Below are 16,291 nucleotides of genomic sequence, written 5' to 3' on the forward strand. Positions count from 1 at the left end.
CCAACATGGGCCGGTTCGCTTGAGGACTCCTCGGAAACCACCTCACCGCCGGGGCCGCCCCTCACCGCCCCCGGCCGCCCCCGGCCCCCCTCGGCCGCCCGGCCGGAGGGTCAGTCTCCGGCCAGGTCGTCCGGAGCCGACCGGGCGAGGTCGCCGAGGGTGGCGAGCGCCCGGGAGAGGACCTTTTCGGTGGGTGACGCCAGGCCGAGGCGGATCGCGTGCGGGCCCCGGCGGCGGCCGGCGGAGAACGCCGCGGCCGGGGTCACCGCGATGCCGTGCCGCGCGGCGGCGGCGACGAAGGTGTCGGCACGCCAGGGGTGGGGCAACTCCCACCAGCGGTAGTACGAGGCTGGGGCGCCGCGAGTGCGGAAGCCGCCGAGGTGGCGGTGGGCGATCTCCTGCCGCTCCCCGGCCTGCCGTTGTTTGGCCCGTACGAGGACGTCGACGGCGCCGTCCGCCTGCCACTGCGCCATCGCCTCCAGGGGGAAGCGCATGGGAGCCCACGCTCCGGAACGGAGGGCTCCCGCGACCCGGCCGACGAGGGGCGCGGGAGCGACCGCGAAGCCGAGGGACAGGCCCGGGGACAGGCGCTTGGAGAGGCTGTCGACGAGGACGGTCCGCTCGGCGGCCCGGGAGGCGAGAGGCGGCAGATCGTCCCGGAGGAAGGCCCAGACGGCGTCCTCGATCGCGTGGATCCCCGATGTCAGCAGCACGTCGGCCAGTTGGTCGAGCCGCCGGGCGGGCATCGTGAGGGACAGCGGGTTGTGCAGGACCGGCTGTACGTAGACGGCGTGCAGCGGTTCGGTCCGGTGCGCCTCCTCCACCGCCTCCGGGATCAGCCCGTCCGCGTCCATGGCCAGCGGCACGAGGGTGACGCCGAGCCGGGCGGCGATGGCCTTCACCACCGGATAGGTGAGCTCTTCGACGCCCAGCCGGGCACCGGGACGGGTCAGCGCGGCGACGGCGGCGGAGACGGCCTGCCGGCCGTTCCCGGCGAAAAGGATGCGTGCCGGGTCGGGCCGCCACCGCCCCCGCGTGAGCAGACCGGCGGCGGCCTCGCGGGCGGCCGGGGTACCGGCGGGCCCGACCGGGCGGAGTACCGGGTCCAGACGGTCGGAGCGCACCAGCCTTTCGAGGCCGGCCGCGAGCAGCGCGGCCTGTTCGGGGACGACGGGGTGGTTGAGCTCCAGGTCGACCCGGCTGTCGGCGGGCTCGGACAGGGCGGGTGCGGGGGCGGGCGCATCCGGCGCCTCCCTGACGAACGTGCCACGTCCGACGTGTCCGACGGTGAGGCCCCTGCGGGCGAGCTCCCGGTAGACGCGGACGGCGGTGGAGTCGGCGATGGCGTGCCGCCGGGCGAACTCCCGTTGGGGAGGCAGCCGCTCCCCCGGCCCGAGCCGTCCGGCCGCGATCTCTCCCGCCACGGCGTCGGCGACGGACCGGAAGTCCTTCACGGGCTCACCTCCCTGGTGAACGGCATCGGAACACATCATTGCACCGAGTGCAATGCCTGCTATTGAGCCGACCTGAAGGGCGACTCTAGACTTCGATTGCACCGAGCCGCACCGTTGGCGCGCACCCTGCCGCGACCGTCCGGCATCACCTGAACGGAGCGGCGGACGCACATGGTTGAGCTGAGCGGGGTGCTGGGGGTCGCGATGGTGGCTCTGGGCATGGTGCTCACACCGGGCCCGAACATGATCTACCTCGTCTCCCGGAGCGTCACCCAGGGGCGACGCGCGGGAGTGGTCTCCCTCGGCGGCGTGGCCGCGGGCTTCCTGGTCTACCTGCTGGCCGCCAATCTCGGCCTGTCGGTGGTCTTCCTCGCGGTGCCCGGGCTGTTCGTGTCCGTGAAGCTCGCCGGCGCGGCCTATCTGGCCTACCTGGCCTGGACGGCCCTGAAGCCCGGCGGCGTCTCGGTCTTCGCCCCCGAGCACCTGCCGCGCGATTCCCCGCGCAGGCTCTTCGTCATGGGCCTGACGACCAACCTGCTCAATCCGAAGATCGCCGTGATGTACCTGTCCCTCATCCCGCAGTTCATCAGCCTGGAGGCGGGAGACGTGCTGCTTCAGGGCTTGCTGCTGGGTTCGGTCCAGATCGCGGTGGCGCTCACCGTCAACCTGGGCATCGTCCTGGCGGCGGGAGCCATCGCCGTCTTCCTCGCCCGCCGCCCCTTCTGGTTCCGCGCCCAGCGCTACCTGATGGGCACCGCCCTGGGGCTGCTGGCCGCATCGGTCGCCCTGGACTCCTCGACGCCGGCCCGTTCGAGCTGAGCCCCGGTCGGCGGCTCCACACCCGGCCCCCAGCCCCGTGAACGCGTGGCCCGAGCCGGCGTATGCGGCACTCGGCGTCGACGTCCGTATCGGTGTCGGGCGTGAGGTCAGAGCATGATGAGCAGGCGTGTGTCGGCCTTGAGCTTCCTGTTCACCGAGCGGCTCTGCACGTAGACCTCCAGCTTCGGATTGTTGCCGGCCTTCACGGAGACGGTCCCGCGGACTCCGGCGCCGAACAGGAGGCTGCGCGCCGCCTCACCCGTGTAGGCGCGGTCGGTTTCCTTCTCGACCACGATGACCTCCTTGTCGGGCTGCACCTGGACCCGGGTGCCCAACTGGTAGTAACAGGATCCGCGTTCGTAGGTGACGCCTGGATGCGAGTCGACGAAGGCGCGGATCTCCATCTCCTTGTCGACCTTCAGCAGCCGGTACTTGTCGGCCGCGACCGGTTCGAGGTTGGCCCGCACGTCGTCGACCGATATGTCCTGGCCCACGGCGAACAGGTTCTTCGTGCCGCGCACCCCCTGCTCGCGCCCGCGGAGGAAGCTGGTGGCGGCGGCGCGCACGGTGCCGATCGCGTCCTCGACGCCCTTTTGGGAGTCCGCGTCCCAGATGGCGATGTTGCCGGCCGGGAAACCGTAATTCTGGGCGGTGCGCTTGGCCAGGGAGTTCGGAACGAGGATCGCGGAGGTCCAGTGCCCGGGGAGCCCGTTCATCTTGGCGGTGATCCGGTCGAGCCAGGGGCCGAGGATACTCATGTCGCCGTCGTGCCGCCGGTCGCCACCGGACGCGTTCTCCTCGCCGTCCGTCACGACGATCTGGAGGAAGCTGTGCTCGCCGTACTCCTCCCAGATGTGCCCGAGGTCGTCCAGCGACTTGAGCGACGCCTCGATGAGAGCCGTGGCGCCGTTGTTGACCTTGTAGAGCCCCCGCATGGACGGGAGGTGCTTCACGTCCATGTCCCAGACCAGGTTCTCCACCCGGTGGTCGAAGGAGTAGAGGCTGATCCGCGTCTCATGGCCGAGACTGTCCGACTCCGCCTTCAGCCCCGCCACGAACTCGTCCACGACCCGGATGAGCTGACTCTGGTGCTGGTACATGGAGCCCGAAGCGTCCACGACCAAGGCAACGTGATTCACCTTGTGCTGGATCCTGTTGGCGGACATGGTTCTGCTCCTTCTCCGACGCTCCCCGAGTGATGTCTCGACTCTATGGGGAGGCACTGACAACGCCCTCGGACGAACGGACCCCCGGAGCGCCCCGTCCCCCTGTCAGCCCGTCCCGGAGACACGGGAGACACGGCCGAGCCGGGGCCGGGGGTCAGTAGGCGGTGGTGACGGTGGCTCCGCCGAAGGCCGCCGCAGCGTGGAGGCTGATGTAGTGGGCGCCGGACCGCGGGTGGTCGATCGTCAGGGTGTGGGTGTTGCCGGGGCCGCTCGCCCGCTCGGTGTGGCGGTCGGTGGTGGCCCAGCTGTCGTCGTCGTAGTAGAGGTCGGCGTCGCCGGTGCCGCCGCTGACGGTGATCGTCAGCCGGTCGGCGCCGGCCGGGATGTCCAGGTAGAGGTAGGCGTAGTCGCCGGTGGCGGCGGAGAGGTCGCTGCGGCGGCAGTCCTTGCCCAGGGCGCGGGCGTCCGGGCCGGTGCACTCGGCGACGGCGGTGCCGTCGGTGACGGTGACCGTCCGGGTGGCGGTGGCCGTGGCTCCCCGGTCGTCGGTCACGGTCAGCCGGATGGTGTAGCTGCCCGCCGTGCCGTACGTCTTGGCGGGATCGGCCCGGGTGGAGGTGGTGCCGTCGCCGAAGTCCCAGGCGCGGGAGGCGATGGTGCCGTCGGCGTCGGTGGAGCGGTCGGTGAGGGTGACCGTCAGGTCGTTGACCGCGGCGGTGAACCCGGCCGTAGGAGCCCGGTTGTCCGGCTGGCCGCCGCCCCCGCAGTCACCGGCGGCGCAGGCCGCCAGCCAGGTCTTCCAGTCGCTGTCGTAGCGGGTGCCGATGGTGCGGGTGAGGTAGGTCCGGGCGGCGCCCCATTCACCGACGCGGTAGTGGCCGAGCACCTGGTCCAGGTCGGCGCGGCGCTTCTCCGCCATGTACCGCACGGCGAGGTAGCCCCAGCGGTACACCCGGGTGGTGTCGTGGCTGTAGTCGGTGCTGAACAGGGTGCTCAGGGCGTAGGTGCCCTTGCCCGCCTCGGTCATCGCCGCGGTGTAGGGCTCCTCGCGGTAGTGGTAGGAGATGTACTCCGCGAAGCCCTCGACCCACCAGATGGTGGGGGTGGTCATGTTGGCGGCGAAGTCGCCGTACATGGTGAAGCGGCCGTCGAGGTAGTGGGTGTACTCGTGGTTGAGGTTCCAGATGTGGAAGTCCGGCCGCAGCCACTCCGCCTCGTAGGCGATGAAGCGGGGCTGGTTGCCCACGACGGAGGGGTCGCCCTCCAGGTACATGCCGCCGTTGTTGGTGTCGATCCCGTACATCGCGCCGGCGTACGTCTGGTAGTCGGAGCTGGAGTCGTAGGCGATCACCTCGATGGCGGTGTTGTTGTCGTCGGCGACCGGGCCGTTGTCGCGGGCGACCCGGTGGAAGTAGGCGTCCTGCTCGATGAGGCTGGTACAGCTGGCGCTCAGCTCGGCTGACGTCATCTGCTGAGCGAGGATGCGGATGCTGGGGCTGCAGGTGTGGCGCACCGGCAGGACCTCGCGCTTGAGGCGCTCCTGGAGGTCGCAGACGCCGTAGGTGGAGCAGTTCGCCCTGTCGTAGTAGTCGGCCATCTCCGCTATGCCCACCCAGAGCGGGGCGGTGGGGCCGGTGATGGAGGTTTGCCGGAGCAGGGCGGTGGCCGGCGGGCGGACCGTGCTCCGCAGGCTCGTGTGCTGGAGGAAGCGGCTCAGCTCCCGTCCGGCGTTGGAGGTCAGATACGCCTGGTCGCCCTCCAGCAGGGAGATGTGGTCGGCGGCGAAGCGGTACAGGGAGTCGATGAGGCTCGGGTCCGCCTCGACGGCGCTGACGAACGCGGGCACTTGGTGGCCGCGGAAGGTCACCGTGTACACGTTGTTGACGGCGGCGAGCATCCGCGAGGACGCGTTCCAGGAGGAGTCGTAGTCGGCCAGCAGCCGCTTGACGACGGAGAGGTAGCGGGCGTTCTCCTCGGCGCTGTCGATCAGGATGACCGCCTCGGAGAGGGTGCCGCCGTTGGCGTCGGTGACGTCGCGCGACCGGGGGCTCGCGAAGAAGCCGTCCAGGCCCGAGCGGATGGCGGTCCGCAGGGCGCTGCCGTACGGTCCGACGACGTCCGGGTGGTACCAGTAGCCGGCGCGGAGGTAGAGGACGAGCTGCGGGGTGCCGGTGCTCGCGTCGCCCGGGTAGTCGGCGGAGTTGTCCCGGAGCGCGTACGCCACCGAGGCCGTCTGCGCTTCTCGGAAGGCCAGGCGGGCGTCGTCGCCGGTCAGGCCGAACAGGGTGGTGACGCAGTCGGTGGTGGACGCCTTGATCTGCCGCACCAGTTCGCCGCCGGTGCGCCCGGTGAAGTCGGCCGGGACGCACGCGGCGGTGTCCGTGGAGGACTTCCGGTCCGCGTCCCGCTCCCGCGGGGCCTCATGGTGGCCGTAGCTCTCCCGCAGGGGAGACTTGTCCGCGCTGAGCGGGGGTAACCGGGACGCCTCCAGGAGCTCCTTGAGCTGGTGGGCGGGGGCCTGCCGCGCCTGCGGAGCCGGGTCGGCCGTTCCGCCTGAGCGGGGCGGTTGTGACGCGTTCGATTCGGCCGTTCCGCCGGAGCGGGGCGGTTGTGACGCGTTCGATGCCGTGGCTGCCGGAGGGGAGTCCGGCTGCGCCCGGACCGGCTGCACGAGCAGCACGACGCTCATCGCCCCGGCGAGGGCCAGGGGCAGGCAGGACGGCACCGAGGACAACGGCGCCGCCGGGGCGATTTCCCAGGGCTTCCGAGCCGGCGCGGCACCCGCCGACGCACCCACGGAGCCGCTCGCCCGGGCGGGCGCGCACGCCGCGCGCGAGGACCTCGCCGCCGGCGATCCCGCCGCAGAGCCAGGGGCTCGGTCCGGCAGTGCCCGGGCCGCCTCCGTCGCATCGAAGCGCTTCGACTGGACGGTCTAGACAAGTGCCTGTCGAGCGGATTACTCTGAGTAGAGACCTATGAATACGAGTGAATACGAACGGAAAGCGCTGTCGAAGCGCTTCATAACCTGGAGATCCCGATGGTCACCCTTGCCGACGTAGCGCAGCACGCCGGAGTTTCGGCCAGCACGGTGAGTTACGTCCTCAGCGGTAAGAGGACCATCTCCGAGGTCACCAAGCAACGGGTCGAACGCAGCATCAAGGAACTCGGCTACCACCCCAACGCGGGAGCGCGGGCACTGGCCAGCAGCAGATCCAACATCATCGCCCTCATGATGCCCCTGCGCACGGACATGTACGTGCCCGTGATGATGGAGATCGCCATCGCGGTCGCCACCAACGCCCGGGAACACGGATTCGACGTCCTCATGCTGACCGGTGAGGAGGGGCCCTCGGCCGTGCGCCGGGTGGTGGGCAGCGGCCTGGCCGACGCCGTCATCCTCATGGACGTGGAGCTGGAGGACGCCCGGCTGCCCCTGCTGCGCGAGAGCGGGCGTCCCGCGGTGCTCATCGGCCTGCCCGCGCAGACGGCCGGTTTCACCTGCGTCGACCTCGATTTCGCCGCGGCCGGGTCCCTCTGCGCGGAACACCTCGCGGGGCTGGGGCACCGTGAGATCGCCGTGATCGGTGAGGCGCCGGCGGTGTACGAGCGGAAAACGGGATTCGCGGAACGCACGATGGACGGCTTGCGTTCCCGTGCCCGACAGCTCGGCCTGCGGGTCCTCCACCGTCCTTGCGAGGGCACGTACGCGGCGATGGCGAGCGCCGTCGGCCAGATCTTCACCGAGCGGCCCGACGTCACCGGCTTCGTCGTGCAGAACGAGCAGGCCGTGGAACCTCTGCTCAGCCTGCTGCGCCAGAGCAGGCGCGCCGTGCCCGAGGACGTCTCGGTGGTCGCCGTCTGCCCGGAGCACGTCGCCCTCCAGGGCTCGGTGCGGCTGACGTCCGTGACGATCCCGGCGCGGGAGATGGCGCGACGGGCCGTCGACCACCTCATCGCCAAGATCGACGGAAGAGCGGACGACGAGGTCGTCCTGCTGGAGCCCCAGCTGGTGGCACGGGCGAGCAGCGGACCGGCCCCCGTCTGACGGGCCGGTCCGCCGCGAGCGGGCTCACCGGGGCCCCTTGCGGGGCGTCGGGGGGTCACGCCCTCCTGGGGACGGCGAGAACGTACTTCTCGTCGGCGACCAGGGTCAGGGGATAGTGGTCGCCTCCCGCGATCACCTGGACGGTCCGGTCGGCCGAGGGCCGGAGCACCACGGTGGCGCCCTGGTCGGACCAGGTCAGGTCGACGCGGGCCCCGAAGCGGGTACGGATGCCCCGCACTGTGCCCTCGGCACACCGCCCGGGCACCGCGGGTAACAGGACCAGCCGGTCGGGGGACGACTGCACCAGGCACTCGATGAGCACGGCGGGCAGGGTGTGCGCGGCGTCCGCGTTGTACACGTCCCGGCGGGGGTAGTGACTGCTCATCAGTGAGTCGTGGAAGAAGTCGCCACGCAGCACCCGGTCGAGGGACGCGTCCACGCGGCGGGGGTCGCGCAGCCGGGCCGCGACGAGGGCCGTGTGCAGATAGCCGTGTGCCGAGTCGTTCTCGGCGCCCCTCAGATCGAGGGCGCGGCGTGCGGCATCCGCCAGGGCCGGGCTGTCGTAGGGGTTGATCTCGTCCAGGGGCCACACCGGGTACAGGTGGCTGATGTGCCGGTGCGCGTAGGTGTCCCGCAGTCCGGCTCGCGCCCATTCGGCGAGGGCCCCGTCCTCGTTGACGCGGTAGGGCGGCAGCCGGCCGGCGAGCGCCCGCCAGTGATGGGCCCGCGGGTGGCCGGGCGCGAACGCGGCGGCCGTGGTCAGGGCGTGCCGGGCCGCGGCGACGTCCATCGTGGCGTCGACGGCGACCCAGCCGCCGTTGGCGGGCCGGTTCTCCGGGGAGTACGACGGGACGATCGTGACCGGGCCGGCCGGACCCGTGCTGACGAGGAAGTCCTCGTAGAACTCGGCGGCCTCGATCAGAGCGGACGTCAGCCAGGGGACCGGCCGGCCGCTGGTGAGCGCCTCATCGACCAGGGGGTGCAGCAGCCAGTCGGCCCCCGCGGTCCACAGATGCAGCGGGTAGGCGGGTTCGAAGTGCCGGGTGTGGCCGCTCTCCCCGTCGGTGTGCGACGGTGCGACGATCCCCCGGGCGCCGAAGATCTCACGGGCGTTGTCCCGCCAGTCGGCCAGTTGGCGGCGCACCAGTTCCGCGTGGGCACGGGAGACCTCCGGCAGCGCCCCGGCTGCGGCGGACGACACCTGGAGGTTGAGGTTCGCGTTGGTGGTGAAGGCGCCCGACCAGGCGGTGTCCCAGTCGCCCGTCCAGAGGCCGGTGAGGCGCGGTGGCATCATGCCGCTGGCGGACAGCAGGTGGTAGCGGCCCGCGGCGAAGAGCCGCTCCACCAGCGCCGGGCTGCCCGGCCGTCGGAGCAGCTCGCTGCCCGGCAGCTCCCGTTCCGCTCGGTCCGTCGTCAGGGTGAGCTCCGCACGGAGATAGGCGTCGCGGTGTCCGGGCAGATGACGATCGAGCAGGTGTGCGTACGCGATGGTGACTCGGTCCCGCGGCTCGGGTGCGTACGCCGTGGTGATGCCTTTGCGCTGCTCGGGAGCGCCGGACCGGCCCAGGCGGCCGGAGGCCCCCTCCAGCAGGTCGCGCAGCTCGGCGGCCTGACCCTTTCGGGGGTCCGTCGAGGCGGGGTGGCGCTCCACTCTGGTCAGCAGGAGGATCGCGGACGCCCCTGTCACGCGGACGCCGTCATCCGTCACCCGCGCGTGACCGCCGCTGACATCCAGCAGCGTCGTTCCGGTGAAAGCGGTTCGCCCGGAGGCGTAGTCGGTACGGAGACTCAGCAAGGCCGTGCCGGGCGTCCCCTCCCGGTCCGGGGCGGCCCGGCGGGAGAAGGACAGGTCGCCCGGCAGCCCGGCCAGTCGCTCGTCCAGGCTGATGTCCGCGCGCAGACTCCCCGGTGACGCGGTCATGCGGTGGACGATGACGTCGTCCGCCCGGGAGACGAAGACATCGCTGCGCCAGTCACCGCTCACGGAGCTCACCACTCCCGAGGTGAAGTCCACCTGTCTGCGGTAGCCGCGCACGGGCTCCGCCCCGGGGCGCCGTACCCGGACCTGGAAGGCGGGGTGGAAGGGCTGCACCCACAGGTGCGGGTACTGCGCGCCGAACTCCTCCCCCGCCTCGGTGTCGCCGGCCAGGAGGGCCGCCCGCAGGGAGGGGAGCCCGGCGGCGAGGGCCGGCGGCCCCGCGTTCTCGCTGCCGTTGGGGCGGACCAGAGTGTGATGGCTGACCACGACACGCTCGTCGGCCGGGTCGCCGAACACCATGGCGCCGTGGCGGCCGTTGCCGCTGAGGAACGCGTCCTCCCACCGGCCGGCCGGACGCGGCTCCCATGTTCCGTGTCTCACGCCAGCACCGCCACACCGTGGCGTTCCAGGTGGACGACACCCTCGACCGGGCTGTCGGTGAGCAGCTCGCGGTGCCGGCCGGGCACCGTCACGGTGAGCGGGCCGGGGGCGTGGTTGAGCAGGAACAGCAGGTCACCGCGGCGTACGGCCTCCAGCCCGGCCGGCCGGCCCTCCAGGACGGGTCGCACGCCCGCCCCGTGCGCGACCTCGGTGAGCAGTGCGCGCAGGGCCGCCGGATCGGGAAGCGTGGAGAAGTACCAGGCGCGGCCGTTGCGCAGCAGGGCGGGCAGGCCCTCGACCTCGCCGCTCCGGTAGGTGGCGACGGTCTCGGCGGTGGAGGTCTCCAGCTCCTCCGCCCACAGGCGTCCTCGGAAGGACCGGTCGCCGTCACACACCAGCTCCTCGCCCTCGGGCAGGGGCCACCACTCGTGGACGAGGCGGATTCCGAAGAGGTCCCGCAGCCGTTCGTCCATGCCCCCGGGGCGAATGCGGTCGTCCTCGTCCGCCGCACCGCTCTGGAAACCGCAGACGAGTGTGCCTCCCCCGCGTACGTAGGCGACGAGGTTGTCGACGGCCGCGTCGCCCAGCAGGTACAGCCGCGGCACGACGACCAGGGAGTAGCGCCCCAGGTCGTGTGCGGGGTGGGCGAAGTCGGTGGTCAGGCCGGCCTCCCACAGGGCCCGGTGCCAGGCGCGCACGACGGTGGGGTAGTGCACCTCGGCGGACGGCCGGCCCTCCTGTTCGTCGGCCCACCAGGAATTCCAGTCGTGGAGGATGGCGACTTCGGCGGGGACGGGCGCTCCGGCGACCCGCTCCCCCAGCCGTGCCAGGTCGGCGCCGATCCGCTTGATCTCCTGGTAGGTGCGGCCGTGTTCGCCCGCGTGGGAGACCATGGCCGAGTGGAACTTCTCCGCGCCCTGCCGTGACTGCCGCCACTGGAAGTGGCAGACGGCGTCGGCGCCCCGGGCAACGGCCTGGAGGGACCAGAGACGGCCGAGCCCCCGTGGTTTGGGGACGTTGACGGGGCGGAAGTTCACCGCGCCGGCCGCCTGCTCCATCACCATCCAGGGACCTCGCGCCTGGGAGCGCGTCATGTCCTGGATCATCGCCCCGTACTGGCCGGCCAGCGGGTCGGTCGGGTCCGGGTAGACGTCCACGGAGACGACGTCCTCCTCCTCCGCCCACGTCCAGGCGTCCTGGCCGATCCAGAAGGGCATGAAGTTCGTGGTCACCGGGGTGCGGCGGGCCGAGGCGACGACGATGTCGCGTTCGGCGGTGCAGCACTCCAGGAGGACGTCGGAGGTGAAGCGCCGGAAGTCGAGCGTGCAGGCGGGGTTGCGCAGGTACTGGGCCTTGCGTGGCGGGATCACCTCCTCCCACGCGTCGTAGCGCTGGCTCCAGAAGGCGGTGCCCCATGCCTCGTTGAGCGCCTCGATCGTCGTGTACCGGTGCCGCAGCCAGCGGCGGAAGTGGCGTGCCGTCTCGTCGCACCAGCAGAAGGTGCAGTACTCGTTGTTGATGTGCCACATGAGCAGGGCGGGGTGGTCGCCGTAGCGGGCGGCGAGGTCCTGGGTGATCGCGGCGGCGTACGACCGGTAGACGGGCGAGCTGGGACAGAAGTGCTGGCGCGACCCGTACCAGACCACGGAGCCGTCCTCGGCCCGCGGCAGGGTCTCGGGGTGCCGGCTCCCCATCCACGCCGGCGGCGAGGCGGTGGGGGTGGCGAGGACGACCCCGATGCCGTGGCGGTGCATCAGGTCCATGACGCGGTCCAGCCAGCCGAAGTCGCGCTCTCCTGGACGGGGCTCGATCCTCGCCCAGGAGAACACGCCGACGGTGACGGAGGTGACCCCCGCGTCCTTCATCAGCCGGACGTCGTCGAGCCACGTCTCCTCGGGCCACTGCTCGGGGTTGTAATCGCCGCCGAACAGGACGCGGGAGCCGGTGGCGTCGGAGAGGGAAGGCATGCGGGGACTCGCTTCGTCAGGAGAGGAGGCGGGCGTGCGGAGGCCGGACGGGGTCGGCGTACTGGATGCCGCGACCGTTGGTGCCGAGGTAGACACGGCCGTGGATGCGTGGATCACCGGTGATCACCTCCCCGGTCCAGCCCCACTGGTGGGCGTCGTCGTTGATGCGGACCCACGAGGCGCCCTCGTCGTCGGAGCGCAGCACGGCGGTGGTCCGGTCGACGGCTCCGACGTGGAAGATCGCGGGGTGGTCGGCGCCGGGGGCGGCTTTGCCGAAGCCGAGGGTGTAGGAGGCCCGGCAGCCGGGGACCTTCGCGAAGGTGTGTCCGCCGTCGGTGGACCGGTACAGGCCGTGCTGCTTGGCGGAGAGCCAGAGGTGTCCGCTCCTGCCCGGGGTGGCGGCCAGGCGGAACTGCGCGTCCCCGGAGGGGAGGCCGGTCGCGGCCGTGGTGAAGGTCAGGCCCGCGTCGGCCGAACACCGGACGGTGCCGGTGACCGTGTCGTAGGCGTAGAAGCGCCGGGGGTCGGCCGGGTCGGCGACCGGTGTGGCGCCCGGGGGGAAGGTGGGCACCTCCGCCCAGGTCCGGCCGTTGTCGGCGGACCGGTGGGTGGCGTACGTCGAGCCGTCCCAGTGGACGAACGACCACAGGAGGGTCCGGCCGTCGGCGCCGGCCGCGATGGGTCCGGGAGCGGTGCGGGCGATGTCCGGCTGGCTCCCGAAGGGCTTCCAGGTCTTGCCGCCGTCGCCGGACCAGGCGCCGTTGCCCGCGTCGGACCAGCCCGTCCGTACGACGTACGAGGGCCTGCGGGCCGCCATCGCCAGCCCGGTGGCGGTGCCGAAGAGGGGGTCGGTCGCCATCCCCCGGGACGGCGACGCGGTGAGGGAGTCGTGGTACATGTGGCCGATATCGGCCAGTCCGCTGATCAGCCGCGCCCTGCCCCGGGGAGGGGAGATCAGCTGCCGTACGGCGCTCTCCTCCAGCCCGCGGATCTCCGGCGCCCAGTGGACCAGGTCGCGTGTGCCGTAGAGGGTGGCGCCGGTGCCGTAAACGATGTGGCGGGAGTCGAAGGGGTCGATGGCGACCGTCTGGATCCACCAGCCGAATTTGGGCGTGCTCTCCCCCCAGCGGAGGTAGGGCGTCTCGGACACGTCCAGGACGGCTCCCTCCTTCAGGGACGTCCAGGTGCGTCCGGCGTCGGTGGAGCGGAAGACCGTGTCGACCTCCGCCCAGCGGTTGTTGGTCGTCGCCACGAGCGTGCCCGGCCGGTGGGCGTCGACGGCGACCCCGCCGTAGCCGAACGTGTCGCGCGACCCGTCCGGTGTGGTGCCTCCCGGCCGGACGGGGGTGACGTCGGTCCAGACGCCGGTGAGGGTGTTCAGCGCGTGCACACTGCCGTCGCTCTGTCCGTTGGGGCCCGGGGCGTCGGCGAAGGTCACGTACAGCAGGCGGGTCTCCGTGTCGTACGCGGCCCGGATCGGGACCCGCGCCGACGCACCCCCGGGCAGGCCCGGCACGGCCTCCCAGCCGGCCCCGGAGCCGTTGCGGTACAGCGTGGGCCCGCCGTCGGCCCACCCCGCGTAGAGCGTCCGGCCGGCGGCGACGAGGAGGGTGACTCCCTGCCCGTTCGCCACCGGCTCCGGGGCGAAGCCGGCCTTCGACCAGGTGGCGCCGCGGTCGGTGGACTTCCACAGGCCGTCGTGGCGGGTGCCGAGCCAGAGGGTGTCGCTGTCGCGCGGATCGACCAGAAGGCGTTCGCCGGCGCCCCGGCCGTCCTCGTTGGCTCCGAGTTTGACCGGCAGGCCGGCGCGGGACCAGGTGGCGCCCCGGTCGTCCGAGCGCAGTACGGCGCCGTTGTCCGACCAGCTCTGGGAGTAGGTCCCCGCGGCGAGGTAGAGGCGGTCGGGGTGCCGGGGGTCGATGGCCATGGCCTCGATGCCGAGCAGGTTCCAGTCGTCCCAGCCGAGGTGATCGGTGAGGGGGATCCATTCCCGGCCGCGGCTGTCCCACCGGTAGGCGCCGCCGATGTCGGTACGGGCGTAGGCGAGGCCCTCGACGCGGGGGTGGAACAGGACTCCGGTGACGAAGCCGGTCCCGCCGATGGCGACGGTCCGCCAGCGGTGGGGCAGGGCGGCGCTTTCGGCTTCCGGCGAGGCGGGAGCGGAGTCGTCGGCGACGGCCCTGCTCGCCGGGAGCGCGGACCAGGCCGATAGACCGGTGACGACACCCGCGGCGAGGACCGCTCGCCGCGCCGGCCGGTTCGATGACCCGGGCTCGTTCGATGACCCGGGCTGGTTCGAGGACACAGACATGCCGAACCTTTCGTCAGGGGCCGCCGGGGCGGCGGAAGTGGTGGCCGCCGCGCCCGCCCGTGGTCAGGTGCGAGCGGGCACGGCGGCGGCGGGGGGGGCGGCACGTCGAGGAGACGGCCGACGGCGCGGACGGGTACGGGGGGCGTGCCGCGGAGTACGGAGCCGGGGGCCTGTGGACGTCAGCCCTTGACCGCGCCGGTGAGCATGCCCTTCTTGAAGTGCCGCTGGACGAACGGCGAGAGGACGGCCACCGGCAGCAGGGCGAGCACCATGACGGCCATCTGGATCGACAGCGGGGAGAGCTGGCCGGTGTTGATGGCCTGCGCGAGCCCGGTGGGGCGTTCCTGCTTGAGAACCAGCTGCATCATCACGTTCTGCAGCGGCATCATCTCCGGGTCGCTGAGGTAGATCGACGCGCTGAACCAGGCGCTCCAGTAGCCGACCGCGTAGAACAGCGCGATGACGGCGACCACAGCGCGGGACAACGGCAGGATGATCTTCCACAGAATGCGGAAGTCACCCGCGCCGTCGATCCGCGCGCTGTCGATGAGCTCGGGAGCGACGCTCATGAAGAACGACCGCAGGACGAGGATGTTGAAGACGTTCACCGCGCTCGGAAGGATCAGCGACAGATAGGTGTCGGTCAGTCCGAGTCCCTGCACCAGCAGGTAGGTGGGAATGAGCCCGGCGCCGAAGAACATGGTGGCGAGCAGGATCATCAGCAGCGGCCGGTGGAGCAGGGACTCGCTGCGGGAGAGCCCGTAGGCGCAGAGTACGGACACGGTCATGCTGAACAGGGTCCCGAAGGTCGTGATCCCGAGACTCACCAGCGCCGCACGAGTGACCTGGCCCCCGCCGAGCAGTTCCTGGTAGGCGACGAACGTGATCCCGCGGGGGACGACGACGAGTCCGCCGGCCTCGGTGATGGTCTTCATCGAGGACACGCTGGTGACGATCACGATCCACAGGGGGAAGAGGATGGCCGCGCAGGCCAGCACCAGGACCGTGCCCTTCGCCGCCAGCCCCGTACGTCGCGGTTCCTCCTCCCACACCGGTCGCAGCCGGCCGCGAGAGCCCTCGCGACGACGTGTGGAGCCCCAAACGGCGCTCATCGCTTGTACACCCCCTGCTCGCCCATCATGTGCGCGACCTTGTTGGCTGCCAGTACCAGGCAGAGGCCGAAGATTCCCTTGATGATTCCCACGGCCGCGGCATAGCTGAAGTCGCCGAACTGGATGCCGACGTTCCAGACGTAGGTGTCGAGAACCTCGGCAGCGGTCGAGCCCACCGCGGTGCGCTGAAGGAGGATCTGCTCGAACCCGACGGTCAGGGCGTTCCCGACCTGAAGGACCAGGAGCAGGGCGACGACGGGCCGCAGGGCGGGCAGCGTCACGTGCCACATCCGCCTCCACCGCGAGGCACCGTCCATCGCCGCCGCCTCGTACAGATCGGGGCTGACGGACGCGAGTGCGGCGAGGAAGACGATGACGCCCCAGCCGGCGTCCTTCCACACCATCTCGAAGGTCACGAGAAACTTGAACAGCCCCGGGTCGGTCATCAGGTCGATGCCCTCGTGGCCGTGATCGCGCAGGGTCTGCGCCAGCATGCCGGCGCCGCCGAACATCTGCTGGAAGATGGTGACGACGAGGACCCAGGAGAAGAAGTGCGGCAGGTACAGCACCGCCTGCGCGATGGCGCGGACCCGGGGCCGGACGAAGCTGTTGATGAGCAGGGCGAGCAGGACCGGCACGGGGAAGAACAGGGTGAGCTGCACCAGGAAGATCGCCAGGGTGTTCCGCAGCGCCTGCCAGAAGAGCCGGTCCTCCACCATGCGGCTGAAGTGTTCGAAGCCCACCCAGGGGCTCTCCAGGACCGCCTGCCAGGCGTTGTCCGCGAGGTAGGGATCGTAGTGCTGGAAAGCCACCACGCTGCCGAGCAGCGGTACGTAGTTGAAGACCAGGACCAGCAGGACCGCGGGCAAGGTCATCAGGATCAGCGTGCGGTCACGGCGCAGCCTGATCTTCCAGTGCACGCCCCCGGGCGGCCGACGGCGGGCGTCGGCCCGCTTCTTCACCCCGGCGCCGGCGTCCGGGCCCGGTGACGCCGAGGACGTCGTGCTGTCGTCGGTGGCGCGGTCGGGGCCCGCCACCCTGCTCTGCGACACGTCTCT

10 protein-coding genes are annotated in these 16,291 nt (G+C 71.5%); 2 read left to right on the forward strand and 8 right to left on the reverse strand.

The genetic code is table 11. The features are described 5' to 3' along the window. Positions 1 to 110: 110 nt before the first annotated feature. Positions 111 to 1,454, reverse strand: a complete 1,344-nt coding sequence (locus tag ACIQMU_RS17345; protein ID WP_402689140.1) for a PLP-dependent aminotransferase family protein — start codon at positions 1,452 to 1,454, stop codon at positions 111 to 113. A gap of 171 nt (positions 1,455 to 1,625) precedes the next feature. Between ACIQMU_RS17345 and ACIQMU_RS17350 the strand changes: the two genes are divergently transcribed. After that, a complete protein-coding gene (locus ACIQMU_RS17350; protein ID WP_402689141.1) occupies positions 1,626 to 2,273 on the forward strand; it encodes a LysE family translocator in 648 nt (215 codons plus the stop codon). Positions 2,274 to 2,380: 107 nt separating this feature from the next. Here ACIQMU_RS17350 and ACIQMU_RS17355 read toward each other — a convergent pair whose 3' ends face one another. Together ACIQMU_RS17355 and ACIQMU_RS17360 are read right to left on the reverse strand one after the other, a co-directional pair. Next, complete coding sequence (locus ACIQMU_RS17355) at positions 2,381 to 3,439, reverse strand: vWA domain-containing protein (protein WP_352243002.1); 1,059 nt, start codon at positions 3,437 to 3,439, stop codon at positions 2,381 to 2,383. Positions 3,440 to 3,593: 154 nt separating this feature from the next. Beyond that, a complete protein-coding gene (locus ACIQMU_RS17360; RefSeq protein WP_402689214.1) occupies positions 3,594 to 6,128 on the reverse strand; it encodes a collagenase in 2,535 nt (844 codons plus the stop codon). Between the two features lie 348 nt (positions 6,129 to 6,476). Between ACIQMU_RS17360 and ACIQMU_RS17365 the strand changes: the two genes are divergently transcribed. Continuing rightward, positions 6,477 to 7,484 carry a LacI family DNA-binding transcriptional regulator gene (locus ACIQMU_RS17365; protein ID WP_402689142.1) on the forward strand — a complete coding sequence of 336 codons (1,008 nt, stop codon included), beginning with the start codon at positions 6,477 to 6,479 and terminating at the stop codon, positions 7,482 to 7,484. 55 nt (positions 7,485 to 7,539) lie between these two features. Here ACIQMU_RS17365 and ACIQMU_RS17370 read toward each other — a convergent pair whose 3' ends face one another. From ACIQMU_RS17370 to ACIQMU_RS17390, 5 genes are all read right to left on the reverse strand, one after another. Further along, positions 7,540 to 9,843 (reverse strand): glycosyl hydrolase family 95 catalytic domain-containing protein, encoded by a 2,304-nt coding sequence (locus tag ACIQMU_RS17370; protein WP_352243006.1) that lies wholly within the window; start codon positions 9,841 to 9,843, stop codon positions 7,540 to 7,542. Then, positions 9,840 to 11,810 carry a beta-galactosidase gene (locus tag ACIQMU_RS17375; RefSeq protein WP_402689143.1) on the reverse strand — a complete coding sequence of 657 codons (1,971 nt, stop codon included), beginning with the start codon at positions 11,808 to 11,810 and terminating at the stop codon, positions 9,840 to 9,842. The genes ACIQMU_RS17370 and ACIQMU_RS17375 overlap by 4 nt, the downstream gene beginning before the upstream one ends. 16 nt (positions 11,811 to 11,826) lie before the next feature. Continuing rightward, positions 11,827 to 14,121, reverse strand: coding sequence for a 1,4-beta-glucanase (locus tag ACIQMU_RS17380; protein WP_402689144.1), 2,295 nt, complete (start codon positions 14,119 to 14,121; stop codon positions 11,827 to 11,829). A 179-nt stretch (positions 14,122 to 14,300) separates the two neighbouring features. Then, positions 14,301 to 15,233: a carbohydrate ABC transporter permease gene (locus tag ACIQMU_RS17385; protein ID WP_352243009.1), complete on the reverse strand. Its 933-nt coding sequence runs from the start codon at positions 15,231 to 15,233 to the stop codon at positions 14,301 to 14,303. After that, positions 15,230 to 16,285 (reverse strand): ABC transporter permease, encoded by a 1,056-nt coding sequence (locus ACIQMU_RS17390; RefSeq protein WP_402689145.1) that lies wholly within the window; start codon positions 16,283 to 16,285, stop codon positions 15,230 to 15,232. The genes ACIQMU_RS17385 and ACIQMU_RS17390 overlap by 4 nt, the downstream gene beginning before the upstream one ends. Positions 16,286 to 16,291: the final 6 nt, after the last annotated feature.

This window comes from Streptomyces sp. NPDC091649 (assembly GCF_044756785.1).
GTDB lineage: Bacteria > Actinomycetota > Actinomycetes > Streptomycetales > Streptomycetaceae > Streptomyces.